Annotated in this window: 26 protein-coding genes; 15 read left to right on the forward strand and 11 right to left on the reverse strand. The window is 60.1% G+C overall.

Annotated features, from left to right (window positions below; all coding sequences use genetic code 11):
• Positions 1-25: 25 nt before the first annotated feature.
• The 6 genes from lepB (at position 26) to PM04_RS13595 (ending at position 5513) form a co-directional block, all read left to right on the forward strand.
• Complete coding sequence (gene lepB / locus PM04_RS13570) at positions 26-808, forward strand: signal peptidase I (protein ID WP_038007811.1); 783 nt, start codon at positions 26-28, stop codon at positions 806-808.
• Positions 805-1494: a ribonuclease III gene (rnc, locus tag PM04_RS13575; RefSeq protein ID WP_038007814.1), complete on the forward strand. Its 690-nt coding sequence runs from the start codon at positions 805-807 to the stop codon at positions 1492-1494. The genes lepB and rnc overlap by 4 nt, the downstream gene beginning before the upstream one ends.
• Complete coding sequence (gene era, locus PM04_RS13580; protein ID WP_038007817.1) at positions 1487-2401, forward strand: GTPase Era; 915 nt, start codon at positions 1487-1489, stop codon at positions 2399-2401. Before rnc ends, era begins: the two co-directional genes overlap by 8 nt.
• Entirely contained in the window at positions 2398-2730 is a 333-nt protein-coding gene (locus tag PM04_RS13585) for a DUF1491 family protein (RefSeq protein WP_038007820.1), read from the forward strand. The genes era and PM04_RS13585 overlap by 4 nt, the downstream gene beginning before the upstream one ends.
• Before the next feature lie 9 nt (positions 2731-2739).
• Positions 2740-3459 (forward strand): DNA repair protein RecO, encoded by a 720-nt coding sequence (gene recO, locus PM04_RS13590; protein ID WP_038007822.1) that lies wholly within the window; start codon positions 2740-2742, stop codon positions 3457-3459.
• A 68-nt stretch (positions 3460-3527) separates the two neighbouring features.
• Positions 3528-5513: an AsmA family protein gene (locus PM04_RS13595; RefSeq protein ID WP_038007823.1), complete on the forward strand. Its 1986-nt coding sequence runs from the start codon at positions 3528-3530 to the stop codon at positions 5511-5513.
• A gap of 72 nt (positions 5514-5585) precedes the next feature.
• Here PM04_RS13595 and PM04_RS13600 read toward each other — a convergent pair whose 3' ends face one another.
• Positions 5586-6179, reverse strand: a complete 594-nt coding sequence (locus tag PM04_RS13600; RefSeq protein ID WP_038007825.1) for a GcrA family cell cycle regulator — start codon at positions 6177-6179, stop codon at positions 5586-5588.
• A gap of 107 nt (positions 6180-6286) precedes the next feature.
• Here PM04_RS13600 and PM04_RS13605 point away from each other — a divergent pair, with 107 nt between their 5' ends.
• Positions 6287-7096: an ABC transporter permease gene (locus tag PM04_RS13605; RefSeq protein WP_038007826.1), complete on the forward strand. Its 810-nt coding sequence runs from the start codon at positions 6287-6289 to the stop codon at positions 7094-7096.
• On the opposite strand, the gene PM04_RS13610 is transcribed toward PM04_RS13605, so the two are convergent.
• The 4 genes from PM04_RS13610 to metF form a co-directional block, all read right to left on the reverse strand.
• Entirely contained in the window at positions 7044-8009 is a 966-nt protein-coding gene (locus PM04_RS13610) for a DMT family transporter (RefSeq protein ID WP_052068324.1), read from the reverse strand. The two genes, PM04_RS13605 and PM04_RS13610, sit on opposite strands and share 53 nt — an antisense overlap.
• On the reverse strand, positions 7948-8874 hold the full coding sequence (gene argF, locus PM04_RS13615) for an ornithine carbamoyltransferase (RefSeq protein ID WP_038007828.1): 927 nt from the start codon (positions 8872-8874) through the stop codon (positions 7948-7950). The genes PM04_RS13610 and argF overlap by 62 nt, the downstream gene beginning before the upstream one ends.
• 75 nt (positions 8875-8949) lie before the next feature.
• The gene (locus PM04_RS13620) at positions 8950-10128 is read right to left on the reverse strand and encodes an aspartate aminotransferase family protein (protein WP_038007829.1); all 1179 of its coding nucleotides are present in this window, start codon (positions 10126-10128) and stop codon (positions 8950-8952) included.
• 148 nt (positions 10129-10276) lie between these two features.
• Positions 10277-11143, reverse strand: coding sequence for a methylenetetrahydrofolate reductase [NAD(P)H] (gene metF / locus PM04_RS13625; protein WP_038007830.1), 867 nt, complete (start codon positions 11141-11143; stop codon positions 10277-10279).
• A gap of 93 nt (positions 11144-11236) precedes the next feature.
• Between metF and PM04_RS13630 the strand changes: the two genes are divergently transcribed.
• Together PM04_RS13630 and PM04_RS13635 are read left to right on the forward strand one after the other, a co-directional pair.
• Complete coding sequence (locus PM04_RS13630; protein WP_038007831.1) at positions 11237-12151, forward strand: LysR family transcriptional regulator; 915 nt, start codon at positions 11237-11239, stop codon at positions 12149-12151.
• A 60-nt stretch (positions 12152-12211) separates the two neighbouring features.
• The gene (locus tag PM04_RS13635) at positions 12212-13009 is read left to right on the forward strand and encodes an inositol monophosphatase family protein (RefSeq protein ID WP_038007832.1); all 798 of its coding nucleotides are present in this window, start codon (positions 12212-12214) and stop codon (positions 13007-13009) included.
• A 3-nt stretch (positions 13010-13012) separates the two neighbouring features.
• Here the strand turns inward: PM04_RS13635 and PM04_RS13640 are convergent, their stop codons facing one another.
• The 5 genes from PM04_RS13640 to fsa form a co-directional block, all read right to left on the reverse strand.
• On the reverse strand, positions 13013-13750 hold the full coding sequence (locus PM04_RS13640; protein WP_038007833.1) for a phosphatidylcholine/phosphatidylserine synthase: 738 nt from the start codon (positions 13748-13750) through the stop codon (positions 13013-13015).
• A gap of 46 nt (positions 13751-13796) precedes the next feature.
• Positions 13797-14378, reverse strand: a complete 582-nt coding sequence (locus PM04_RS13645; protein ID WP_038007835.1) for a cytochrome P460 family protein — start codon at positions 14376-14378, stop codon at positions 13797-13799.
• A 118-nt stretch (positions 14379-14496) separates the two neighbouring features.
• On the reverse strand, positions 14497-15432 hold the full coding sequence (locus PM04_RS13650; protein ID WP_038007837.1) for a tyrosine recombinase XerC: 936 nt from the start codon (positions 15430-15432) through the stop codon (positions 14497-14499).
• A complete protein-coding gene (locus PM04_RS13655; RefSeq protein ID WP_038007839.1) occupies positions 15429-16142 on the reverse strand; it encodes a DUF484 family protein in 714 nt (237 codons plus the stop codon). Before PM04_RS13655 ends, PM04_RS13650 begins: the two co-directional genes overlap by 4 nt.
• A gap of 46 nt (positions 16143-16188) precedes the next feature.
• Positions 16189-16842, reverse strand: coding sequence for a fructose-6-phosphate aldolase (gene fsa / locus PM04_RS13660; RefSeq protein WP_038007841.1), 654 nt, complete (start codon positions 16840-16842; stop codon positions 16189-16191).
• Positions 16843-16940: 98 nt separating this feature from the next.
• Here fsa and PM04_RS13665 point away from each other — a divergent pair, with 98 nt between their 5' ends.
• The 4 genes from PM04_RS13665 to PM04_RS13680 all read left to right on the forward strand — a co-directional run bounded on the left by PM04_RS13665 (position 16941) and on the right by PM04_RS13680 (position 21841).
• On the forward strand, positions 16941-17567 hold the full coding sequence (locus PM04_RS13665; protein ID WP_038007843.1) for a LysE family translocator: 627 nt from the start codon (positions 16941-16943) through the stop codon (positions 17565-17567).
• A 3-nt stretch (positions 17568-17570) separates the two neighbouring features.
• The gene (locus PM04_RS13670; protein WP_038007844.1) at positions 17571-19766 is read left to right on the forward strand and encodes a primosomal protein N'; all 2196 of its coding nucleotides are present in this window, start codon (positions 17571-17573) and stop codon (positions 19764-19766) included.
• Between the two features lie 72 nt (positions 19767-19838).
• Positions 19839-20927 (forward strand): histidinol-phosphate transaminase, encoded by a 1089-nt coding sequence (hisC, locus tag PM04_RS13675; RefSeq protein ID WP_038007846.1) that lies wholly within the window; start codon positions 19839-19841, stop codon positions 20925-20927.
• Positions 20924-21841, forward strand: coding sequence for a prephenate/arogenate dehydrogenase family protein (locus PM04_RS13680; RefSeq protein ID WP_038007847.1), 918 nt, complete (start codon positions 20924-20926; stop codon positions 21839-21841). Before hisC ends, PM04_RS13680 begins: the two co-directional genes overlap by 4 nt.
• A gap of 24 nt (positions 21842-21865) precedes the next feature.
• Here PM04_RS13680 and PM04_RS17435 read toward each other — a convergent pair whose 3' ends face one another.
• The gene (locus tag PM04_RS17435) at positions 21866-22864 is read right to left on the reverse strand and encodes a DUF2125 domain-containing protein (RefSeq protein WP_052068323.1); all 999 of its coding nucleotides are present in this window, start codon (positions 22862-22864) and stop codon (positions 21866-21868) included.
• Between the two features lie 65 nt (positions 22865-22929).
• Here PM04_RS17435 and PM04_RS13690 point away from each other — a divergent pair, with 65 nt between their 5' ends.
• Together PM04_RS13690 and PM04_RS13695 are read left to right on the forward strand one after the other, a co-directional pair.
• The gene (locus PM04_RS13690; protein WP_038007849.1) at positions 22930-23457 is read left to right on the forward strand and encodes a gamma-glutamylcyclotransferase; all 528 of its coding nucleotides are present in this window, start codon (positions 22930-22932) and stop codon (positions 23455-23457) included.
• Between the two features lie 93 nt (positions 23458-23550).
• Positions 23551-24738, forward strand: coding sequence for a biopolymer transporter ExbB (locus PM04_RS13695; RefSeq protein WP_234702839.1), 1188 nt, complete (start codon positions 23551-23553; stop codon positions 24736-24738).
• The last annotated feature ends 2 nt before the right edge of the window (positions 24739-24740 follow it).

The following is a 24740-nucleotide window of genomic DNA, read 5'->3' on the forward strand; positions in this document are numbered from 1 at the left end:
TGAGTTAGCGCGGGAAAGAGGCCCTATGGCAAGCACGGCGAAAAAAGAGGGCATCGGTGAGACGCTCAGAACAGTTTTTTGGGCGCTGCTCATTGCTGGGGTCTTTAGAACACTGTTTTTTCAGCCTTTCTGGATCCCGTCTGGCTCCATGAAGGATACGTTGCTGATCGGTGATTTCCTGTTTGTGAACAAAATGGCCTATGGCTATTCGCGTCATTCCTGCCCGTTTTCGATGTGCCCCTTTTCGGGCCGTATCCTCGGATCAGAGCCTGAGCGCGGAGATGTGATCGTGTTCCGCCATCCCGTGAACGGTGCGGATTTCATCAAGCGGGTCGTGGGGATGCCCGGCGATAAGGTGCAGATGCAGGGCGGTGTGCTTTATATCAACGACACTGCCGTAAAGCTCGACCCCGTCGCTCCTTTTGTCGAGACGTTTGAGCGCCAAGGCTCCGCCGGTCACTTGCCACGCTGCGCGAACGAACCTGTGGGATTGGGCGGCCAGTGCGAGAAGAACCGCTTTGTCGAAACTCTGCCCGGGGGCGCGACGCATTCTGTCCTCGATACGTTAACAGGCCGCGGCGATAACACGCCTGCCTTTGTCGTGCCCGAGGGTAACTATTTCTTCATGGGTGATAATCGTGACAACTCGCAAGACAGCCGCTTTACGCAGGCGCAGGGCGGTGTTGGGATGGTCCCGTTTGAGTACCTAATTGGCCGTGCGGACCGTGTGATGTTCTCGTCTGCTGGCGACCGGATGATCTATTTCTGGACGTGGCGCGGCGACCGTTTTTACAAGGCGATCGAGTGAAGTTGAGTGCTGAACTGACGGCGTTTCAGACCCGGATCGGGCACGTCTTTGCACGCCCTGATTTGTTGGTGCGCGCGATGACGCATTCCTCGATTTCCAGTGCGTCGCGCCCGGACAATCAACGGCTAGAATTTCTGGGTGATCGGGTGCTGGGCCTCGTGATGGCCGAGGCGCTGATGGCCGAAGACAAAGCCGCGTCCGAGGGCCAATTGGCCCCGCGCTACAACGCCCTTGTACGCAAAGAAACATGCGCCGCCGTCGCCCGCGAAATCGATCTGGGCGCGGTACTAAAGCTTGGTAAATCCGAGATGGTGACTGGTGGTCGCCGCAAGGACGCGCTGCTTGGTGACGGGATGGAGGCTTTGATCGCTGCTGTCTATTTGGATGGCGGGTTTGAGGCTGCACATGCTTTGGTCCTGCGTCTGTGGGGTGACAGGGTCGCACAGGTCGAAGAAGACGCACGCGACCCAAAGACCGCGTTGCAGGAATGGGCGCAGGCGCGTCGCTTGCAGCCACCGACATATGCCTTGCTCAAACGCTCTGGACCCGACCACGCGCCGGTTTTCCTGATTGAGGCTCAATTGGACAATGGTGCGCGCGCGCAGGCATCGGCGGGCAGCAAACGCCACGCTGAGCAGGCCGCCGCCAAAGCGCTTTTCGCGCAGATGGAGAAGAATGATGGCTGACACAAAAGCCGGGTTTATCGCCCTCATCGGGGAGCCGAACGCCGGCAAATCCACGCTGCTGAACCGTATGGTGGGGGCGAAAGTGTCCATCGTGACGCACAAGGTCCAGACCACGCGCGCACGTATTCGCGGTGTCGCGATGGAGGGGCAAAGCCAGCTTGTGTTCGTGGACACGCCCGGCCTGTTCCGCCCGCGTCGTCGGTTGGACCGCGCCATGGTTGCCGCCGCATGGGGTGGTGCCGCGGATGCCGAAATCGTCGTGCTGTTGGTTGAGGCGCACAGGGGTCTCACCGAAGGTGTTGAGGCGATCATCGAGGCTCTTGAGGAACGTATTTCGCCGAACCAAAAAGTGGCACTTGCGCTTAACAAGATTGACCGCGTTAAATCTGAGGTCCTGTTGGGCCTGACCGAAAAGCTGAACGCCCGTTACCCGTTCGTTGAGACGTTTATGATCTCGGCCGAGAAGGGGCATGGCGTCGATACGTTGCGCGGGTGGCTGGCTGAAAATCTACCGGATGGTCCTTGGCTGTATCCCGAAGATCAGATCGCGGACCTGCCGATGCGGATGATCGCAGCAGAGATGACGCGCGAGAAACTGACCCTGCGGCTGCACCAAGAATTGCCCTACCAGTTGACCGTTGAGACGACCAATTGGGAAGAGCGCAAAGACGGCTCTGCCCGGATTGATCAGTTGATCTATGTGATCCGCGATGGTCACAAAGGCATCGTTTTGGGCAACAAAGGTGAAACGATCAAAGGCGTCAGCCAGTCCGCCCGCCAAGAGCTAGAAGAATTCCTTGGCCGTCGTGTTCACCTGTTCCTACAGGTCAAAGTCCGACCCAACTGGCTGGAAGAATCTGAGCGGTATTCCGAGATGGGCCTTGATTTCAAGGACGGTAATTCTTGACCCGACTGACCTCCGATTTTTGGGTGTCTGCCTATCGCAAGCATCTAGAGATGTTGGATATTCCCTGTTTCGTCGTGGCAAAAGGCCATGCGCAGGCGGGCGCGGTTTTCGTCAAGGTTAACACCCTAGACGGCAACGCCTGCGTCTATCAGCGCAGCTTTGACTTAATGACAGGCGAACGTCAGTGGGTGGAACTGACCAGAGGCCCAGAGGTGGACTGCGATGCGGCGCTGTCGCGGCAACGCGGGTTCGATCCAGACCTGTGGGTCCTAGAGGTTGAGGATCGGCAGGGGCGACATCTGTTGGACACGCCACATTTGAACGCCTAACTTTACGGCATGGATTGGCGTGATCAGGGAATGCTTCTGGCGGTTCGACCCCACGGAGAAAACTCTGTCATAGCAGAGGTTTTTACCCGCGGGCACGGGCGTCATTTGGGCGTGATCCGGGGGGGCACCTCGCGCAAGCTGGCCCCCATTCTGCAGCCGGGTGCACAGTTGGATGTGGCGTGGCGCGCGCGTCTCGAAAGCCATATGGGCAGTTTCACTGCGGAACCCATCCGGTCTCGGATGGCGGCAGTTCTGAACGACCCATTGCGATTATCGGCCCTGTCGAGCCTTTGCGCCACATCTGCCTTCTGCCTGCCGGAGCGGGAGAGTTTGCCCAACTTTCAAGCCGAGACCGAAGCCCTGGCGGACGCGATCCACAGTGGCGAAGGCTGGCTCAGCGCGTACATTTTCTGGGAGCTTCGCCTGTTGGAAGAAACCGGCTTTGCGCTGGATTTGAGCGCATGCGCCAACGGGGGCGGCGCGAATGATTTGGCCTATGTGTCGCCACGCACGGGCCGCGCGGTCAGTCGCATGGGTGCGGGCGAATGGGCTGACCGTTTGCTGCCCTTGCCAGAGTGCCTATTGGGCGGCCCGGTCACCTTAGACGGCGCACGTGCGGCACTGACCCTGACAGGGCATTTCCTGACCCAGCATCTTGCACCATCGCTGGGCGGACGTGCGTTTCCGGCGGCGCGCACACGCTTTGTTGAGCAGGTGGCCCGCGCTTAGCCGTGCAGCGCCATTGATTGGGCGCGCAGCTCTGGTAGGCTTACGTTCAGGTAAATCAGGAGCGACCCATGCGGTGGATCAAAAGACTGGCGATTGGCGTTTTGGCTTTGGTCGCATTGGCCGTCGGTGCGTTGTTTGTTGTGCCTACCGAGCGGATCGCCCGACTAGCTACAGATCAATTCGAACAAGCCACGGGCCGGGCGCTGACGATTAACGGATCAGTGCGGCCCACGGTCTTTCCCAGCCTTGGGGTTCGGATCGAGGATGTTGCGATGGCCAACGCGGATTGGTCTGCGCAAGGCCCTATGCTGGCCGCAGCACGGCTGGATGTTAGTGTTGGGTTAATGGATCTTTTGGGTGGTGCAGTCTCTGTGGATCGCTTGGAATTGGTTGATCCCGTCGTCTTGCTGGAACGGGCCGCTGATGGTCGCGTGAACTGGGACGTTGCGCCCAAGACCGCCGCCCCCTCTGGCGCGACCACAACAGGCGGCGGCAGTACGACGCTGCCAGAAATTTCCCTCGCAGAGGCGCGGATCATCAATGGCACGGTTGCGTTTATCGATGCGCAAGCGGACGCGCAGCACCGCGTGGAGGCGCTCGATTTGACCATGACCCTGCCCAGCTTCCAAGGCCGGGCAGAGGCGTCAGGCTCCGCTCTCTATAACGGAGCCGCCGTGACCTTTGATGGCACTCTAGATGGCATTGCGGGCTTGTTGAACGGTGATCTAACACCCATCGAGGCACAGGTTGCGGTGGGCGGCACAACAGCCTCTGTCACAGGCAATCTTGGGATGTCGCCCTTGGGATTTGAGGGGCAGTTGACCGCCCAAAGCAATGAACGGGCGACGCTTTTTGCAGCCATTGGGCAAGCGGCCCCTGACCTGCCGAGCGGCTTTGGGCGCGACCAGATAACCCTACAAACAGGCCTGACCTTGGCAACCGAAGGCTCACTGCATTTGCGGGATATGACGCTTGGGCTTGATGGAAATAGCCTCCGCGGTGATGTGGACGTTTTCCCCGGCGAACAACGCCCCAAAGTCGTGGCCACCCTCGATAGCCCCGGCCTAGACCTTAGCGCGCTGGCGGCTCAATCCGGCGGTGAGGCTGGCCCGAGCGCGGCGCCCACCACAAGTAGCGGTTGGAGCAACGCCCCCATCGACGTCAGCGCCCTCGGTCTTGCGGACGCTGAAATCGTACTGACGACAGGGGCGATCGGCTTGGGGGATGCAACCCTTGACGCCGTTTCTGCACGCCTTGTGCTGGACCGCGCGCGTGCGGTGATCACGCTTGCGCCTATTCGGGCCTATGGCGGCAGTATCACTGGTGAGGTGATCGTCAATGGCCGTGGCGGGCTGTCATCGCGCGTGAACCTCGCCCTTTCTGGGCTGCAGACCCAGCCGCTTTTGACGGAGTTTCTCGATTTTGAACGGCTGGTAGGGCAGGCCGATGTATCGGTGAATGTGCTTGGGGTTGGCACGTCGATGGCCGCTCTGATGAGCAGCCTAGAGGGATCCGGCAATGTATCGGTGGGCCGGGGTGAGATACTCGGCCTCGACCTCGCTGGGATGATGCGTAACTTTGATCTGAACTTTCAGGGCGAAGGCGCGCGGACGATTTTTGATGGGATCACAGGCCAGTTTTCGTTGACCCAAGGTATTTTGAACACGGACGACCTGACGCTCTCGGCTCCTTTGCTTGAGGCCCTGACACAGGGCCAAGTCAACATGGGTGCGCAAAACCTTGATCTAACGGTGGTGCCCGTGCTGTTGCAAAACGCCGAAGGCGCGGGTATTTCCGTGCCTTTGCGGATCACGGGGCCATGGAGCGCGCCGCGAATTCGACCAGACCTAGAGGCCGCGACGCTTCAGCAGCTCAACATCGACGGTGCAGCGATTGAGGACAACGCACGCTCCGCGCTGCAACAAAAACTGGCTGAGGAATTGGACGTTGCACGCGAGGGCGTCACCGATGGTCAAAGCATTGAAGATGCCGTCAAAGACCGGGTTGAGGACAAAGTCCGCGATGCCTTGGGCGGGCTTTTCGGCGGCAACTGATCCCTGGTGCCAAATAAAAGGGCGGGGCCGCTTTGCGTGGCCCCGCCTTTTCAATTCAAATACTGTATCAGCCTAGCGGCGACGATCGCGCCGCGATGACATTGGCTGGAAGGCCACGCCAACGTGGGCCTCACAATAGGGTTTACCCTGTTGCGAAGGCAGCCCGCAGAACCAGAAATCAGGTGTTGCAGGATCACCGATGGGCCATTTGCAGGTCCGCTCTGTCAGTTCCATCAAGCCGAGCTTTTTGGCCGACTTCTCGATCTCATTGACCTTTGCAAGAGCCTCTGGGCTGATTTCATTGGCCGAGGGCTGCGGCGGCAAAGGTTGACCTGCAGGCACGATCTGCTTGCGCAAATGCGTGACGTTCGCAGGGCGGTCCGCCGACACGGGCACAGCCGCTTCGGTCTTTGGCTCAGGCTTTTTCTCGGGCTGCGGAGCCGCAGCGGGCTTCGACGGTGCGGCCTTAGCTGCGGGTGCCGCCTTTTCTTTGGCGGCCGGTTTGGCAGCCGTACCCTGATTGCGGTTAGACAATCCAAGACGGTGCACCTTGCCGATGACCGCATTGCGGGTCACACCGCCAAGTTCTTTTGCGATCTGACTGGCGCTTTGCCCTTCACCCCACATTTTTTTCAGCAGTTCTACGCGGTCATCTGTCCAGGACATTGCGCCTCTCTCAAATTGGGGGCCGTTGCCCCAAGGATTACGCCATTGTAACTGGAGCACGGCTGGTTACAAGCGCCGGGAACGTTATATGGCAAGGGACAGGGCAAATGACAAGACACGAGATTGGTGATCTGGGCGTCCGTCGGTTCGGATTGGTCAACTGGCTGGGCCTTTATACCTTATGCTGGCGTGAAACGCGGCGGTTCCTTGCTGTTTGGACGCAGACGCTCTTGGCACCGCTGATTACGGCGGGCCTCTTCCTTCTGATTTTTTCTCTGGCGGTCGGGACGCGTCGCGGCGACGTGATGGGCGTGCCGTTCGTGCATTTCCTCGCACCCGGCATTTTGATGATGACAGTTATTCAGAACAGCTTTGCCAATGTTTCGTCTTCAATCGTGATCTCAAAGGTGCAGGGCAACATCGTTGATACGCTGATGCCGCCCCTGTCCGCGGGTGAGTTGATGGTCGGCTACCTTGCTGGTGGTGTCCTGCGCGGTGCACTTGTTGCAGTCAGCGTTTCGCTCATTTTGTTTCCGATGATTGGGCTCGGCGTGGCGCATCCGCTTCTGGGGCTTTTGTATGTTGTTCTTGGCGGGGCGTTTTTGGGTGCTCTTGGGGTTATTGCGGGTGTTTTCGCCAATAAGTTCGACCAGATGGCCGCGATCACCAACTTCATTGTGATGCCGCTGAGCTTTTTGTCAGGCACGTTCTACAGCCTTGATAGCCTGCCGCCATTCATGCAGGCGCTTAGCCACGCAAATCCGGTGTTCTACTTAATCGACGGTGTGCGCTTTGCCACGCTTGGGGTCTCTGACAGCTCGCCCTTGTTGGGGTTGGGCGTGATCCTTTTGGCGCTGGTGGCGGTCACGTCTTTGGGCTGGTGGATGTTCCGGACGGGCTACCGGCTGAAGGCTTAAGCCGCGCCTCGCGCCACGCAAGAAGTGCGGCACCAGCAATGATGATACTGGCCCCCCAAACGCTTGTGGCGTCCGGGCGTACGCCAAAGAGGGCGGCGTCATAAAGAGCGGCGAACACCAACGTCAGATAGCTGAACGGGGTGATAAAGCTCGCGTCAGCCCGTGACATTGCATTCACAAAACAAGCCTGCGCACAGGCCATTAACACGCCCAAACCTGCAAGTGCTGCCCATTGCACTGGGGTGGGGGGCGCCCAAACAAAGCTGACGGCGATCGACGAAATCACCACGCCGATTGTGTTGTTGATGAACAGGATCGTTAGCGGCCCCTCGCGCCCAGCGAGGCGTTTGATGAAGATCAGCTCAAGCCCCATGATCAAGGCTGCCCCAAGCGCCAGAAACGCGCCCATCTGTAACGCACCCGTCCCGGGGCGTAACAAGACCACCGCGCCAACCAGTGCGATCAGCGCCGCGCTCCAACGGACTGGACCCACCCGTTCGCCCAACAGCGGAATCGCAAGCAGCATGCAAAACACGACGTTCAAAAAGCTCAACGCCGTCGCATCCTGAAGCGGGATTGAGGCAACCGCGGCAAACATCAACGTCACGCCCAGCCAGCCGCAACTGGTACGCGCAAGGTGGAGTTTTAGGTTCGTTGCGCGTAGTTGTGGGCGCAGGACCAACACGACGCTGGTAATTGCGAGCCACGCGAAAATGAACCGACCATGACTGATCTGAAGCGGATGCAAAGGCGGGCCGAGCGTTTCGGTGCCCAGCGCCTTGGCGAGCAATGTGGTGGCTGCGATGAAAACCGTGGCCGCGACCATAAAGGCCATGGCCAAAGCGCGGTTTTCAGCGGCCAAGACACCACCGCATGATGGCTTTTTGCGCGTGCAGGCGGTTTTCGGCCTCATCAAAGATGACTGAATTCGGCCCGTCCATTACCTCAGACGTGGCTTCCTCATCCCGGTGCGCGGGCAGGCAGTGCATGAACAAACTATCGGGCTTTGCATGACGCATCAGTTCGGCGTTGACCTGATAGGGGCGTAGTTGGTTGTGACGGCGTTCGCGCGCGGTTTGGCTGTCGTGCATGGAAACCCACGTATCTGTCACGACCAGATCGGCGTCGGCGACAGCGCGGAATGGGTCACGCTCAATCTCGATGTTGCTACCCTTAGCGCGGGCTTCGTTCAAGAAAACCGCCTCCGGATCCAGCGTCGCGGGCCCTGAGAAGGTCAGATCAAACCCGAACTGCCCGGCCGCATGAGCGAACGAGGCGAAGACGTTGTTCCCATCGCCGCACCACGTCACTTTCTTACCCGTGATGGGGCCGCGATGTTCCTCAAATGTCAGGATGTCTGCCATGATTTGGCAAGGGTGCGTGCGGTTCGTCAGCCCGTTGATCACTGGCACGGTGGCGTGCTCTGCCATCTCTAGCAGGGTGTCTTCTTCAAAGGTGCGGATCATGATCATGTCGACATAGCGCGATAGGACTCGGGCCGTGTCGGCGATGGTTTCGCCGTGTCCAAGCTGCATGTCGGAGCCGGACAGAACCATGGTTTCGCCGCCCATCTGGCGCACGCCCACATCAAATGACACGCGCGTCCGGGTCGAAGGTTTTTCAAAGATCAGCGCGACCATGTGGTTTTCCAGCGGACGGTCCGCATCCGGTGTGCCCTTGGGCAGGCCCGCGCGAGCCGTTTTCATTGCGCTGGCTTGGTCAAGCATCGCCCGCAGGTCGGCAGGGTCGGTTTTGTTGATATCGATGAAATGGGTCATAGGCGTTCTTCGGATCGGCGGCGGGGTGGGACGTGTGGATCTAACACTCCGCGCTATGTTTCAATGGTACGGCGATCAGGCCGCGCTAAGGGCGGTTGCGGTGGCCTCTAGGCGGGTCAATGCCTCGGAGATATCCGCGTCCGTCAGGTTAAGCGCGGGCAACAAGCGCACCACGTTATCGCCGCCGGGAATGACGATCAGTTCAGCCGCATAGGCCGCATTGACGACATCCATGTTCGGGACTGCGCATTTCAGCCCGATCATAAGGCCCGCGCCGCGCACGGTCTCAAATACAGAAGGGTGGGTTGCGACCAAGGCCTCAAGCCCCTGACGCAAGAGTGCGGCCTTGCGGTTCACCTCCGCCAAGAACGCGTCGTCGGCGACGGTTTCCATCACGGCATTGCCGACGGCGCACCCGAGTGGGTTGCCCCCGTAGGTCGAGCCGTGGGTGCCCGCTGTCATGCCGCTGGCCGCGTTTTCGGTCGCCAACACAGCTCCCAGTGGAAAGCCTCCGCCAATGCCCTTGGCCACCATCATGATGTCAGGCGTGACCCCGGCCCATTCATGCGCAAACAGCTTGCCAGTCCGCCCCATGCCGCATTGCACTTCATCCAGCATCATCAAGACGCCAGTTTCGTCGCACAGATCGCGCAGGCCCTTGAGGCAGGCGTCGGGGATTGGAGTGATGCCGCCTTCGCCTTGCACTGGCTCCATCAGGACGCCAGCCACATCGGGGGCGCGCATTGCGGCCTCAAGTGCGTCATGGTCACCGACGGCCAAGTGGATGAAGCCGGGCAGCAGCGGGCCAAAACCGGCGGTCATCTTTTCCGATCCGGCGGCGGCAATGCCCGCAGAGGAACGGCCATGGAATGAGCCAGTAAACGCGATGATTTTGTGCCGCTCAGGCTGGCCTTTGTCGGACCAGTATTTCCGCACCATTTTGACCGCCAGCTCGCAGGATTCTGTGCCTGAGTTGGTAAAGAACACGGTGTCGGCGAAGGTCGCTTCAACCAACCGCTCGGCAAGCGTTTCTTGCTGCGGAATGTGATAGAGGTTTGATGTGTGCCACAGCGCGCTTGCCTGATCGGTCAAGGCCGTCACAAGGGCAGGGTTGGCGTGGCCTAGCACATTCACCGCGATGCCTGCGCCCATGTCCAAGAAACGTCGGCCGTCAGCCTCGATCAACCAGCTGCCTTCGCCTTTGACGAAGGTCAGCGGTGCCCGGGAATATGTCGGCAGAACTGCGGGTATCATGGTAGCGCCTCTTTTGAAAAATAGAGCGAAATCCGTGACCCATAATCCGCGGTGTGTCAATTGGATTGGGATTATTCCAACTGCTGATGCTCAATGCGCACAAAATGGCATGCTTTGTGTGGTTTGTGGATTATGCGTAAGCTGTGGCTTACGCAACTTCCTCAAGTTTAACCTCAGGCGTCACACCCAAAGCTGCACATACATCCCGAGTAAGCTCTGGCTTATTGAGAGTGTAGAAGTGCAGGTGATCAACGCCCTCATCCATGAGGGTTGAGCACAGTTCTGTGGCATGTGCCAAAGACATCAATTCCTCGCGGCCATCCCGAATTGCGGTCTCAAACGCGGCGTCCAGCTCGGCTGGTACAGGTGTGCCGCAGCGTGTGGCGAACCGCTTGGTGCCAGCCCAGTTTTCGATCGGAAGGATGCCGGGGATAATCGGGGCAGAAATCCCCGCGTCTGCGCATTTGTCGCGGAACCGCAGGAATGTCTCAGGCTCAAAAAAGAACTGCGTGATTGCCTCACACGCACCGGCGTCGATCTTGGCTTTGAGCCAAAAGATGTCTGCCATGTCGTTCTGGGCTTCGGGATGGCGATCCGGGTATGCGCCGACGCGGAGGTTGAATTTGCCGGTGCTGGAAAGGGCTTCAATCAATTCGACGGAATGGCGAAATCCCTCGGGGTGCGCAGTAAACTGACCACTGCCCTTGGGTGGATCGCCGCGCAGGGCCACAATGTCCGTTACGCCAGCGGCGGCGTATTGGTCGGCGATCTCAAGCGTCTCGGCCCGTGTGGCGTCCACGCATGTCAGGTGGGCGGCGACACGCAGGCCGTAATGCTTGTGGATCGTGGCCACTGCTTCGTGGGTCAGGGCCCGTGTCGTGCCGCCCGCGCCATAGGTCACAGATACCATCGTCGGGTCCAGCGGGGCCAAAGTGCGCACCGTTTCCCACAGGCGGAACGACGCCTCCAGCGATTGGGGTGGGAAGAATTCGAATGAGACGGTCGGGGCGGGCATGACGGTTTTGGTCCTTCTTGTGTCGCATCACGTCTTCGCATATGCGTGCCGTTGAATCAAACTCATAACACTCATCATTTACATGAGCCGCACATGCATCTTGAATTCCGACACCTCCGCACGATCAAAGCGATCCACGATTGCGGAGGGCTTTCTGCGGCCGCAGATCGCCTGAACATCACGCAGTCTGCCCTGTCCCATCAGGTGAAGGGCCTTGAGGATCAGGCGGGGCTAGAGCTGTTCGTGCGACGCTCCAAGCCGATGAAACTGTCCCCGGCGGGGATTCGCCTTTTGCGCTTGGCCGAGCGGGTCTTGCCCGAGATCGAAGCCTTGCAGGAGGAATTTCGATCCCTCAAATCCGGTAAAATTGGCCGCCTTCACATCGCGATCGAATGTCATGCTTGTTTTGAATGGCTCTTCCCGGTGCTGGAGGAATTTCGTCGCGCATGGCCGGAAATCGACGTGGATATCCGTCCCGGGCTTCAGTTTCAGGCACTGCCCGCACTTGAGCGGGAGGAGGTCGATCTGGTCGTCTCCTCAGATCCCGAGAGCCTGCCCGGCGTCGAATTTCAGCCGCTGTTTGACTATGAGCCAGTCTTTGTTGCTTCTAGCCAGCATCCGTTGGCGAAAAAGGACTTCATCGAGGCCGAAGACCTGCGCGATGAATTGTTGATTACCTATCCGGTGGAACGCCCGCGTCTGGATGTATTCAGCCAGTTTCTGCACCCCGCAGGGGTTGAGCCGCGCGCTGTTCGGCAGGTGGAACTGACGGCTGTGATCCTGTTGCTGGTTGCCTCTAACCGGGGTGTTGCGGTCCTGCCGGATTGGGTCGTGCGCGAGGTTCGCTACAATTCGGACTACGTCACGCGCCCCCTGACCCAAGGCGGCCTGACCCGACGTCTTTATGCCGCTGTACGCACTACGGATGCGGCCAAACCCTTTATGGCCAACGTCATCCGCCTGATGCGAACTGAGCCCGTAAAATTGCAGCGCGGAGATAAGCCTTGAGCGTAGGCTCTCAGCGGTCTATAGCCCGCGCCTGACCCCCCTGATCCAAGGACCGAGCCCATGCAAGGTAGCGCAAATCTCAATGTGATGATCAAAGCCGCGCGCAAAGCCGGGCGATCGCTGGTTAAGGACTTTCGCGAAGTCGAAGCCCTGACCGTGACGATGAAGGGCGCAGGCGACTTTGTCAGCCGCGCCGATAAGCGGGCCGAAGAGATCATCGAAGAAGAGCTGATGGCGGCGCGCCCGTCCTACGGTTTTCTGGGTGAAGAAAGCGGTGAGAAAGAGGGTGAAGATCCCACCCGCCGCTGGATCGTGGATCCGCTCGACGGCACGACAAACTACCTGCACGGGATGCCGCACTGGGCCGTGTCCATCGCGCTAGAGCATAAAGGCCAGATCGTTGCCGCGGTGGTCTATGACCCCGCTAAGGACGAAATGTTCTACGCTGAAAAAGGCCAAGGCGCTTGGCTCAACGACAGCCAGCGTTTGCGGGTGACGCAGCGGACCAAGATGATCGAAACGGTTTATGCGACGGGTCTGCCCTTTGCAGGCAGCAAATACCTGCCCGCCGCTTTGTCTGACCTTGGGCGGCTTTTGCCCGTGTGCGCCGGTGTGCGCCGTTGGGGTGCCGCCTCACTGGACCTCGCGTATGTGGCGGCTGGCCGGTACGACGGCTATTGGGAGCGCGGTCTCAAAATCTGGGATATCGCTGGCGGTGTGTTGCTGGTCCGTGAGGCCGGTGGCCTCGTTGAGCCGATCCGCGCTGAGCAAGACTTGCTGAACGACGGTCACGTGGTTGCGGCAAGCGGTGCTGTGTTTGAGAAGTTCTCGAACATCATTCGCAAGCGGCCTGAGTAAACGTTACTTGGCGCGCTCGCCCGGCTGACCCAAATGTGCGGTTGGTCGGGGCGCCAACACTTGATGGGCCATGCCTGCGCACAGCAGATAGATGCTGGCCGCAGTGAACACCAAGGCCGCGGTCTGGGGCAGATCAAACCGCACCCAAGTGGCCCAAATTCCCAAAATCATCCAGAGATTCGCAATTGGCAGCGTCACCCACCGCCAACGCACAGTGCGTGTGGGGTGCACGAACTTTAGCGGCATGAACATCGCCACAGCGAGTGCGACCGTCACGGCAAAGATCATCCATGCCGGCGGGCTCAGCACAAAGCTGACAAGTGCCACCATGTTCCAACACCCTGGAAACCCGAGAAAGCTTTTGTCATCAGTTTTCATGCGTGTGTCGGCAAAATACATTGCCGACGCGAAGGGGATCACGATCAGCACGCCCCAACCCAGCCATCCAGGCACCAAGCCCGACGCATAAAGCGCATAGGCAGGGATGAACGCATAGGTCAGGTAGTCGATGATCAGGTCCAGCAGCACCCCATCATAACGCGCGGCATGCAGCGTGACGTTATAGCGGCGCGCCAGTGGCCCATCGATCCCGTCCACGAACAATGCCACCAACAGCCACAAGAACATCATCGACCAATTGGCCTCGACGGCTTGCAGCATCGCGAGCATGGCAAAAACGGCCCCAGAGGCCGTGAGAAGGTGCACTGACAGGGCGCGGGCTTTGTCTTTTTTTGCGGACATGGGGCTTAATGACCGATCCGCCGCGCTCTGTCTATGGCAACCGGGTCTACTGCGTGGCTGAAACCCGGACCTCTTCGAGTGGGTAGGCAAGGGCGTCTTGGCTTTCCCAGCCGACGTGGCAGTCATGACAGAAAGCTTGTTTGAATTTCAGCGGCTTTCCGTTGGGCTGCACGCCCGAATACAGCCACCCGCCGGTGTCTGGCGCGTCATCTAGGCCGACCTTTGTCATGATGAACAATGGACCGATACGGGCTTTGCCTTCTTTGCCGATTTTGATGGATTCCTTGGCCAACACGCCGCCCACGGGGATTTCGACACCCTCAGACGCGAATTTCAGGTATTCGGGGGCCGCGATATCATTTGCGAATGTTAGCAAGAACCGCTCACCGTGGGCCCCGGCGACGGCGGCGCGCGTGGCAGTCTGGGTCCAGTCACGGTAAACGGGTGCCACGGAGTCGTCGCCCTTGGTATAGCCCGTGACCATACGTGCAGACATACAATCATACAGAGCCGCCACACCTGCGTCATCCAATTCCCAGTGATCGCCCTCGATCACGCAGGTATCCGCGGCGTGTGCGGTGCCTGCGATGCAGATCACGGCGCTGGCGGCAATAAATGTCCTAATCATAGTCTGTCCCTTACGATTTGATTGAATGTGTCATTGCAGACAATCACGCAATCAAACCCCATGCACATCACCTCTGCGCACGATGGCGTGAGGGTGCTGGCATGTTGGGCTGTAGCTCTTAGGCGCTGTCCTGCCCGTGGGGGTGGGCTTTGGCATAAACCTCCATCAGGCGCGCGGTATCGACCGCCGTATAGGCCTGTGTCGTACTCAGCGAGGCATGCCCAAGCAGTTCTTGGATCGCGCGCAGGTCACCGCCTGCTTCTAGGAGGTGGGTGGCAAAGCTGTGCCGTAGCGCGTGTGGGGTGGCGGTTGCGGGCAGGCCCAACTGCATCCGTACTGAGGCTACGACCCCTGATATCGCCCGCGCCGAGAGTGCTCCGCCCCGTGCGCCACGAAACAGCGGCGTATCTGTGGCCAAGTCATGCGGGCAGTCCCGGACATAGTCGTTCACCGCATCGCGCGCGATGGGCAGAACCGGTACGATCCGCTCCTTGCCGCCCTTGCCTTTGATCCGCAGGACGTCGGGCAATGGTACGCTTGCACCGGTCAGGCTGAGGGCCTCGGATATGCGTAGCCCGCACCCATACAATAGTGTGACCACAGCCATATCCCGCGCCGCGATCCATGGCGTGGTGTTTTGGATGCCTACAGTGTCGAGCATGGCTTTGGCCGCATCCGGCGATAGGGGGCGCGGCAGTTTTTTGCGGAACTTTGGCGCGCGTGTGGCCAAGACGGCGGTGGGTTCATGGCCCTCACGCTCACCCAGCCAGCGGTAGAAGGTTTTTACCGCCGAGAGAGAGCGCGCAAGCGACCGGGCCGCAACGCCGCGTCCACGCGCATGGGCCATCCATGCCCGCATGTCGCTTTGGGTGATCCGCAACAGGGGGCCAAGTCCGTCAGCTGCCCCTTTGTGCCCGGTCATAAACGATAGAAAGTCGAGCACATCTGTTTGATAGGCCCGCAAGGTGTTTTCAGCAGCATTGTCGAGGGCGCGAATGTGGTCGAGCCAGCCCGCAAGTGCATCGCGCGCTGCGGGGCTGATCGACAGGCTCATGCCAAATGCTGGCGCATCGTTCGTTCGAACACGCCAGTAAAGAAAGACAACAGGTCTGTCCCTTGATTGCTGCGGAACTGGTTCGGGTCTTCGGCACCCATAGCCAAAAGTCCCGGTAGCCGTCCCGGCCCAAGGTCCAGCTTTAGCAGCGCTTCGGAACGGATGTATTCCGCATCCTCGCCGTAGACAGAGGTGTTTGCAGTGCCGACGTCCCGCAGGGTGACTTGCCGCTGTGGCATATCCCGCCCCGCCGTCAGGTAATTCGCGATAAAGCCGGGGGCGACGATGCTCAGTAAATCTGACACGGCGGATGGGGGGGCAACGGCCGTATCGCGTGCCTCAGCGCTTTCGAGCACGAGGCGCATGCGGTCCACCCGCAAGATATCCATGACTTCGCCGCCGAGGCTTTGTAGGAACGGTTCAAACTCCGCCTGATCCAACAGTTTCAGGATCGCGCGGTGAACTTGATTGGTGCCTGCTAGGTTTTCATAGGCGGCGGCGATGACACTGCGGTGGGTGTCTTCTAGCCGGTCCAGCCGGGTTTCCAGCCGCTCCATGGCAAGACCGCGCATATCAACGATGTTGCCCCCCAATTGCCGCTCATTGGCAGCAATCAGGGCGCGCATCACGTCGCGGTCTTCCAATATTACATCGGGATCGGACAATACGATCGTGCGCCAATCCTTGTTGGCACTGGCCTGCTCTGACATCTGCTCTCCGGTCTTTCGCCGTGAATTTGAGAGCAGTTATAGCATGTCAGACGATTTTCTGGCCAGTCTTTTCCCAGTCCTTCATGAATGCGGCAAGGCCCGCGTCCGTTAGGGGGTGCTTGATCATCGACTTGATCACAGCGGGTGGCGCAGTGGCCACATCGGCACCCACAAGGGCTGCGTCCTTCATGTGGTTGGCCGAGCGGATGGACGCCGCAAGGATCTGCGTGTCAAAGCCGAAGTTGTCATAGATCGTGCGGATGTCTTCGATCAGCTCCATGCCGTCGATGTTGATGTCATCCAAACGCCCGATGAACGGCGAGATGAACGTGGCACCGGCTTTTGCCGCCAAGAGCGCTTGGTTGGCCGAAAAGCAGAGCGTGACGTTGACCATGTGACCCGCATCCGAGAACACTTTGCACGCCTTGAGGCCATCCCATGTCAGCGGCACTTTGATCGCGATGTTTTCGGCGATTTCAGCCAGCTTGAGGCCTTCTTTGATCATGTCTTCGGCTTCGGTCGCGACGACCTCGGCGCTGACGGGGCCTTCGACCAAGGCACAGATTTCGCGCGTGACCTCGATAATGTCGCGGCCTGACTTCATGATCAGGGACGGGTTGGTGGTGACGCCGTCGACCATGCCAAGGTCGTTTAGTTCAGCGATGGCGTCAATTTCGGCGGTATCTACGAAGAATTTCATGGGTGCGCTTCCTTCTTTCAAGGGCGGTGGTATGTTTGGCACACTCCTAGCGAAATACGCGCTGAGATACACCCCCGGTTTTGCGAAAGGACCACCTTATGCCTCTCGATCTTTGGCTTGCGTTTGTTGTGGCCTCGACGGTGCTGTGTATCATACCCGGTCCAACGGTGCTGTTGGTGGTCAGCTACGCGTTAAGCCAAGGGCGCAAGGTGGCAGTGGCTTCAGCGGGAGGCGTTGCACTGGGCGATTTGGTGGCAATGACTGCGTCGCTGGTGGGCCTTGGGGCGCTGGTCCTTGCGTCCGCCACGCTGTTCACGGTGCTAAAATGGATTGGGGCCGCCTATTTGGTCTATTTGGGGGTGAAACTGTTTATGTCAGCGGCAGAGGCTGCGCCGGGCGCGGTCGGGGCGCCCCGCGGCACACGGCCGGCCGAGATTTTCGCCCACGCGGCGGCGGTAACGGCGCTTAACCCCAAATCGATTGCGTTTTTTATCGCCTTTGTGCCGCAGTTCATGCGCCCCGAAGCGCCGCTGCTGCCACAGTTTATCATCCTGATCGCGACCTTTGTGGCCGTCGGGTTCCTGAATGCGCTTTTGTACGCACTCCTCGCGGACCGGATGCGTGTGGCAATCGCGCGCCCGTCGGTGTTGCGGGTGTTGACGCGGTTGGGTGGAGCAACGCTGGTGGCTATGGGTGTGGCCACTGCCGCTTTGCGCCGCGCCTAAGGGATGGACTCGCCTGACTTTTTTCCTGCCGGTACGCTGATCGGCGTGCTGACGACCCAGCCGCTAGACCGTGTGTTGGACTACAAAGCCCCAGAGGGCGGCTGCTGGCTCGGCGCGTTCATTGAGGTCCCCTTGGGGCCGCGCAAAGTGCTGGGCGTGGTTTGGGGGCCGGGGCGTGGGGATTGGGATATCGCCAAGGTCCGCTCCGCGATCCGTGTGCTAGAGGCCGCACCCATGCGCGCCGAATTGCGCGCGTTCATCGAAAAGGCGGCGACCTACACGTTGACTTCGCTTCCCGCGATGTTGCGGCTGGCCACGCGCGTGCCGGGCCTCAGCAACCCGGTGTCTATGCAAAAGGTCTACCGCCTTGGTGACCGCACTCCGGATCGGATGACTGCCCCACGGGAAAAGGTTTTGGCAGTTCTTGAGGAATTTGGGGGGCTGTCGTTCACTCTGAGCGAATTGGCGGAACACGCTGGTGTCACATCTTCGGTTATCAAAGGCCTCGTGAAACAAGGCGCCGTGCGCGAAGAAGACACCCCACGCGACGCGGCCTATGTCCCGCTTGACCCAAGCTTGCCCAGTAAGGCGTTGGCCCCGGATCAGGCCAAAGCCGCAGAGGCGCTGGCCGTCGCAGCTCGGTCCGGAACCTATGGCACGACCCTGCTAAAGGGGGTGACGGGGTCTGGCAAAACCGAAGTGTACCTAGAGGCTGTCGCCGCCTGCCTTGCTCAAGGGCGACAGGCGCTGGTGCTTCTGCCTGAGATCGCGCTGACGGCTGAATTCCTCACCCGGGTTGAAGAACGATTCGGGGCCAAGCCGGCTGAGTGGCACTCAGGCGTGACGATGACCGAACGCCGCCGCTGTTGGCGGATGGTGGGCGAGGGGGGGGCGCAATTTGTCGTAGGGGCGCGGTCCGCGCTGTTCCTGCCATTTCGGGATTTGGGGCTGATCGTCGTCGATGAAGAACACGACACGTCCTACAAGCAAGAGGACGGGGTCCTTTATAACGCCCGCGATATGGCGGTTCTGCGGGCGTCGCTCTGTAGTGCGCAGGTGGTGCTGGCTTCGGCCACGCCCTCGCTCGAAAGCTGGGCGAACGCGGAGGCTGGCAAATACACGCGGCTCGATCTGACGTCCCGGTTTGGGGATGCCGTCATGCCCGAAATGCGCGCGATTGATATGCGCAGTGAGGATTTGCCCGGTGGGCGCTGGGTGTCGCCCACGCTGCAAAGCGCAATTCAAGCCCGGCTTGATGCGGGTGAACAGGCGCTGATTTTTCTCAACCGCCGGGGGTACGCACCGGTCACATTGTGCCGTGCCTGCGGGCAGCAAGTGGCCTGCACTCAGTGCGATGCGCGGATGGTTGAGCACCGGTTTCTCAAGCGGCTGATGTGCCACCAGTGCGGGGAAAGCACACCAATCCCCACAGCTTGCCCCTCTTGCGAGGCTGAGGATCGGCTGGCCCCGGTTGGTCCGGGTGTTGAGCGTATGGCAGAAGAAGCCGCTGAGTTGTTTCCCGATGCGCGTCTCGCGGTGCTTAGCTCGGACTTGTTCAGTTCCGCCCGTGCGCTGAAGGCGCAGATCGAAGACATCGCCAGCGGTGGTGCGGATTTGATCATTGGTACGCAGTTGGTGGCCAAAGGGCACAACTTTCCTTTGCTCACGCTTGTGGGGGTGATTGACGCGGATTTGGGCCTGCAAGGATCAGACCTGCGCGCGGCGGAGCGGACGTTTCAGCTGATGCGGCAGGTTGCTGGTCGCGCTGGGCGGTCGTCGCGGCGCGGCACTGCCTTGTTGCAAACGTTTCAGCCAGAGCATCCCGTAATCCGCGCAATCCTGACCGGCGACGAAGAGGCGTTTTGGGGCGCTGAAGCCGCAGAGCGCCGGGAGGCCGGAATGCCGCCCTTCGGTCGTATGGCGGGGGTCGTGATCTCGGACCCCGATCCGCAGGTGGCGTTTGACGTGGGCACGGCTTTGGCGCGCAATGCGGGGCCGCTGCATGCGCTGGGTGCTGCGGTTTACGGGCCCGCACCTGCGCCGATCTCACGGATCCGGGGACGGCACCGGGTGCGGCTATTGGTAAAGGCCGCCAAGGGCACGCCGCTTCAGTCGGCTCTGTCGCAGTGGGTGGGTGCGTTGAAATTGCCACCCTCATTGCGTCTTTCGATCGATATCGACCCGCAAAGCTTCTATTGAGCTGCGTGCCCTTTCCAAGGCCCGCGCGGCTCGCTAAACCCGCAATAACCTCATCTCCAAGGGATATCGACAATGCCCCAAGCGCCCCAGCCGCAGCCCGGAATTATGGACATCGACCTTTACGTCGGCGGCGCATCCCATGTGGAGGGCGTCACGGATGTAATCAAGCTCAGCTCGAATGAGAACCCGTTTGGAGCCTCGCCCAAGGCATTGGCCGCCGCGCAGCAGGCTGCAACCAAACTGCACGTGTATCCCAACACGGACCACGCCAGCCTGCGCGCCGCGATTGGAGCAACCTATGATCTTGATCCCGGGCGCATCATTTGTGGGGCGGGCAGTGATGAGATTATCGCGTTTCTGTGCCAAGCCTTTGCTGGGCCGGGTGATGAGGTAGTCCACACCGAACACGGCTTTGCGATGTATGCGATCAGCGCGCGCGCGGCCGGTGCTACACCCGTCGTCGTAAAAGAGACAAACCGCACCGCTGATGTCGATGCGATCCTTGCGGGCGTAAGCGAGAAAACCCGCCTCGTGTTTATCGCGAACCCGAACAACCCGACGGGCACGATGATCGGCGGTAACGACCTGCGTCGCCTTGCGCGTGGCCTACCGGATGGCTGCATGTTGGTCATTGACGGTGCTTATGCAGAGTTCGTGGAGGACTACGACGGTGGTGCGGCGCTGGCCACAGAGATGCCGAATGTCTTTATGACCCGGACGTTTTCAAAACTGCACGGACTGGGCGGGCTGCGCGTGGGATGGGGCTACGGCGCCCAAGAGGTGATCGACACGCTCAACCGTATTCGGGGGCCGTTCAACCTGAGCCATGTTGGTCTTGCGGCGGCTGAGGCTGCCATTCTGGACACTGAGTATCAAGATTGGTGCAAGTCTGAGAACACGCGCTTGCGGGCGAAGCTGGTCGCGGGGCTGGATGCATTGAACCTGCCTTCGGATAGATCAGAGGCGAACTTCGTGCTCGCGCGTTTTGCCGATGGTGATGAGGCGGCGGCGGCGGATGCGCACCTGCGCGGCTTGGGCATTCTGGTGCGGCGCGTGTCCAGCTATGGATTGCCCGCAGCCCTACGGATCACCGTCGGGGATGAGCCGGGCGTGGCCCGCACGCTTGCCGCGTTGCGCAGTTTCCGGGACACACAGGCATGATTTATCAACGCGTTGCATTGATCGGGCTGGGCCTGATCGCGGGGTCTATGTCGTTGGCGATCCGTCGCGGTGGCCTTGCGGGCGAAACCGTCGGCACCGCGCGCTCTGCGCAGACGCGAGACACCGCGCGCGAAATTGGGCTGTGCGACCGTATCGTCGACACAGTTGCCGAGGCTGTTGCCGGCGCCGATCTGGTGGTTTTGTGCGTGCCCGTGGGTGCGATGGCAGCGGTTGCCGCGGAAATCGGCCCGCACCTTGCGCCGGGGGCCACGGTCACGGACGTCGGGTCGGTTAAGCAAGCGGTGATTGACGCGGTCGGCCCGCATCTGCCCGAAGGTGTTCATTTTGTGCCGGGCCACCCGATTGCGGGGACTGAACATTCCGGCCCGCGCGCGGGCTTCCCTGAGCTGTTTGATTCCCGTTGGACGCTGCTGACCCCGCTCGAAGGTGGCGACCCCGAGGCCGAGGCGAAGTTGCGCGCGTTGTGGGAGGGCATGGGGTCCTTTGTCGAAAGCATGGACGCCAACCACCACGATCTGGTGCTTGCGGTGACGTCGCATGCGCCGCACCTGATCGCCTACACGATGGTTGGGGTTGCGGATGATCTACGCCGCGTGACCGACAGCGAAGTTATCAAATATTCTGCCGCTGGTTTTCGGGATTTCACCCGGATTGCGGCGAGTGACCCGACGATGTGGCGCGATGTCTTTTTGTCCAACAAGGATGCGACGCTCGAAATTTTGGGTCGTTTCACCGAAGAGCTTTTTGCCCTGCAGCGTGCCATTCGCACAGGTGATGGAGAGCATTTGCACAGCTTTTTCACCCGCACGCGGGAGATCAGGCGCGGTATTATTGAAGCGGGCCAAGACACCGATGCACCGGACTTTGGACGCCGCCCCAAATCTTCGTCCTAGGCAGTTGACCTTTGGGCCATGTGGCTAGCGGATCACCAGCCGTGGCGCTGGACCCAAGGGGATCAGCCCAAATCGGATAAAGCCGCCCGCCAGCGTTAATGTTGCATCGAGCGTATCCGCGCGACCGCTGGCTTGCGCCAAGCTTTCCACCGCGCGTAGCGCAAAGGCGTTGATCTGCTGGGGCAGGACGCCATTGGATTGCAGCAGCTCCAAAAGCGCTTCCCACTTGACGATCTGAACAGCGATGTCGCCCTCGGGCACGCCATTCGCGTCAACGGTCAGGGCACCGGCGATCCGCACCTCGATTTCGCCCCACTGCATATCAACGGTTTGTAGGTCGATGGCGCGAGGCTGGGGGCGCCGATCCTCTAGTGCTGTGATGTCCCACGCTTTGTCAAAGGTCGCGGTTGCGTCGATGTGCATGGATTGCATGCTGTCCGGCAGCAGGTTTGCAGGATCAAGCAGTTGCAGGATCGGGCCGCCGGGAGAGACCGCCGTCAGGGTGGCGCGGATCACGTGAGACATAGGCTCTGCGCCTTGGGTGGTTGAGATTTCTGCACCGTCAATGCGGCTGGTCCAGCCTTGGGATGAGGTGATCGCAAAATCCTCAAGCGCAATCTGACTGTCCCAAACCGTTAGGTTGGGCGTCGGCGCCACAGACAGGCGCGCGGTGCTGGTTTGGCTGCTGATCGTCAGGTTAACGAAGGGACTTGATAGTGTGTGCTCAGGCGGCAGGCTGACGGTAATATCGGTGGGGCCAAAGGTGGGGCGGGTCAGGGTGACAGACGGAGCTTGCCACGCGACACCCGTCGCAGGGTCCGCAAGGCGCAGGCCTTCAAGTGTTGTGGCCAGCTCCATTGGAAAGCCTGTTGTGTTTAGGTTTTGAGCGTCGGCCGCCCACCCTTCGGCGCGGCGGTCGTCTAACCACGCGCTCAGCACTCGGTCGATCGCAACGGCATTCGTATACCACCAGCCGCTCCATACAACCGCGCAGACCAAGACTAACCATCCTAAGCGTTTCATGTCGCCCCCTTTTCTTATGAGCCTACTGTCGTTATGTCGCCGACAGATGCAAGGGAGCCGGAGCGATGGACACACTTTGGGTATTTGGCTACGGCTCGCTGATTTGGGACCCGGGGTTTGCGGTTTCTGAGCAAGAGATCGCGCGGCTAGAAGGGTTCCACCGCTCATTTTGCATGTGGTCCATTCACCACCGCGGTACTCAAGAGGATCCGGGCCTGGTCCTCGCGCTAGACGCCGCCGAGACGTTTTGTGATGGCGTCGCCTTTCGCGCGGCCGAACCTGAGGCCGCGTTGGAGTACTTGCGCGAACGTGAATTGGTCTCATCCGCGTACTTAGAGGAATGGCACGACATCACCCTGCGTGACGGGCGCCGCGTGTCGGCCGTATGCTACGTAATTAATCGTGACCACGTTCAGTATTGTGGTGACCTGACCCTTGAGCGACAGGCGCAAGTTATTGCGAGTGCGGTCGGCGGGCGCGGTCCGAACACGGAATACCTTTTCAATACAGCTAAACATATTAACGATTTGGGTCTGCCGGATGCCGATCTGGATTGGCTGTATGACCGGGTGAAGGCGCTGACCGGCGGTTAACCTTTCCCCATTGGCAGTCTGGGCTTGCGCGGGTAGGGTTTCCGCGATGCGCCCCACCACAGGCCTAAAGGGGATACCGGGATGAGACCGGACATGAAAAAAGCGCGAACGCAGTTCTCTCAACCGATCCGGCAGATCGTTCAAATGCTTGTCATTTTGGCGGCTACCGGGGCAGGCGTGTACATGGCCTATCCTGCGATGGCGCCTATTTTTTCGGCTAGCCCGTGGTTGAATGGCACAATTATCTTTGTGTTCTTTATCGGGGTGATGGCGTGTTTTGCCCAAGTGTTTCAGCTGTTTTCATCTGTCGCGTGGATCGAGGGATTTGCCATTCAGCGAGCGGGGCATGACCTGACCAAGGCGCCCTCGCTGCTGCTGCCCCTCTCGGGGCTGTTGCGCGAACGGGGAGCTCGGACGCAGATGGCCCCAAGCTCGGCACGGTCCATTCTCGACTCCGTCGGCGCGCGCATGGAAGAGGCCCGGGACATCACGCGGTTCATCGTGAACATGCTGATTTTCTTGGGCCTTTTGGGCACGTTCTATGGCTTGGCTACGACGGTTCCCGCCGTGGTTGACACCATCCGATCGCTCAACCCCAGCGAAGATGAGGGCGGCGTGGCGGTCTTTACGCGGTTGATTGGCGGGCTTGAGGATCAGTTGGCGGGTATGGGGACGGCGTTTGCATCCTCGCTTTTGGGGCTGGCGGGGTCCCTCGTGGTTGGCCTGTTGGAACTGTTTGCGGGACACGGGCAAAACCGCTTCTACCGTGAAATGGAGGATTGGCTCAGCACGATCACACGCGTTGGGTTTGTCGGCCAAGATGGTGAAGAAACGATTGATCAGTACTCGCTTGCGGCGGTTCTGGATCACATGAATTACCAGATGGAGAGCCTGCAGGAGATGTTCCAGCGGGCGGAGGCGGGTCGTTCCGCGACCGAAGACCGTCTTGCGGCTTTGGCGGCGGCGGTTTCCACGATGTCATCAGCCGTTGAAAGCGGAGGGGCCAACGCCCGTGCGCTGGAACGGGTCGCCGAAGGGCAGGACAATATCGTTGCGGTTTTGCAGGGTTCCGGCGGTGGTGAGGGCGGCTTGGATGCCGAAAGTCGCATGCGCATTCGGTCGATCGACGTGCAATTGCTGAAGATTTTCGAAGAGATGGCATCAGGGCGACCGGCTTCTATGGATGATTTGCGCGGTGATATCGGCTCGCTCACCCGTGCGATCCGCCAATTGAACCGCATCGCAACGTCGGCGCAGACGCCGGACACTCGGCCCGAGTAGAG

The sequence above is a fragment of the Thalassobacter sp. 16PALIMAR09 genome (assembly GCF_000765485.1).
Lineage (GTDB): Bacteria > Pseudomonadota > Alphaproteobacteria > Rhodobacterales > Rhodobacteraceae > Thalassobacter > Thalassobacter stenotrophicus.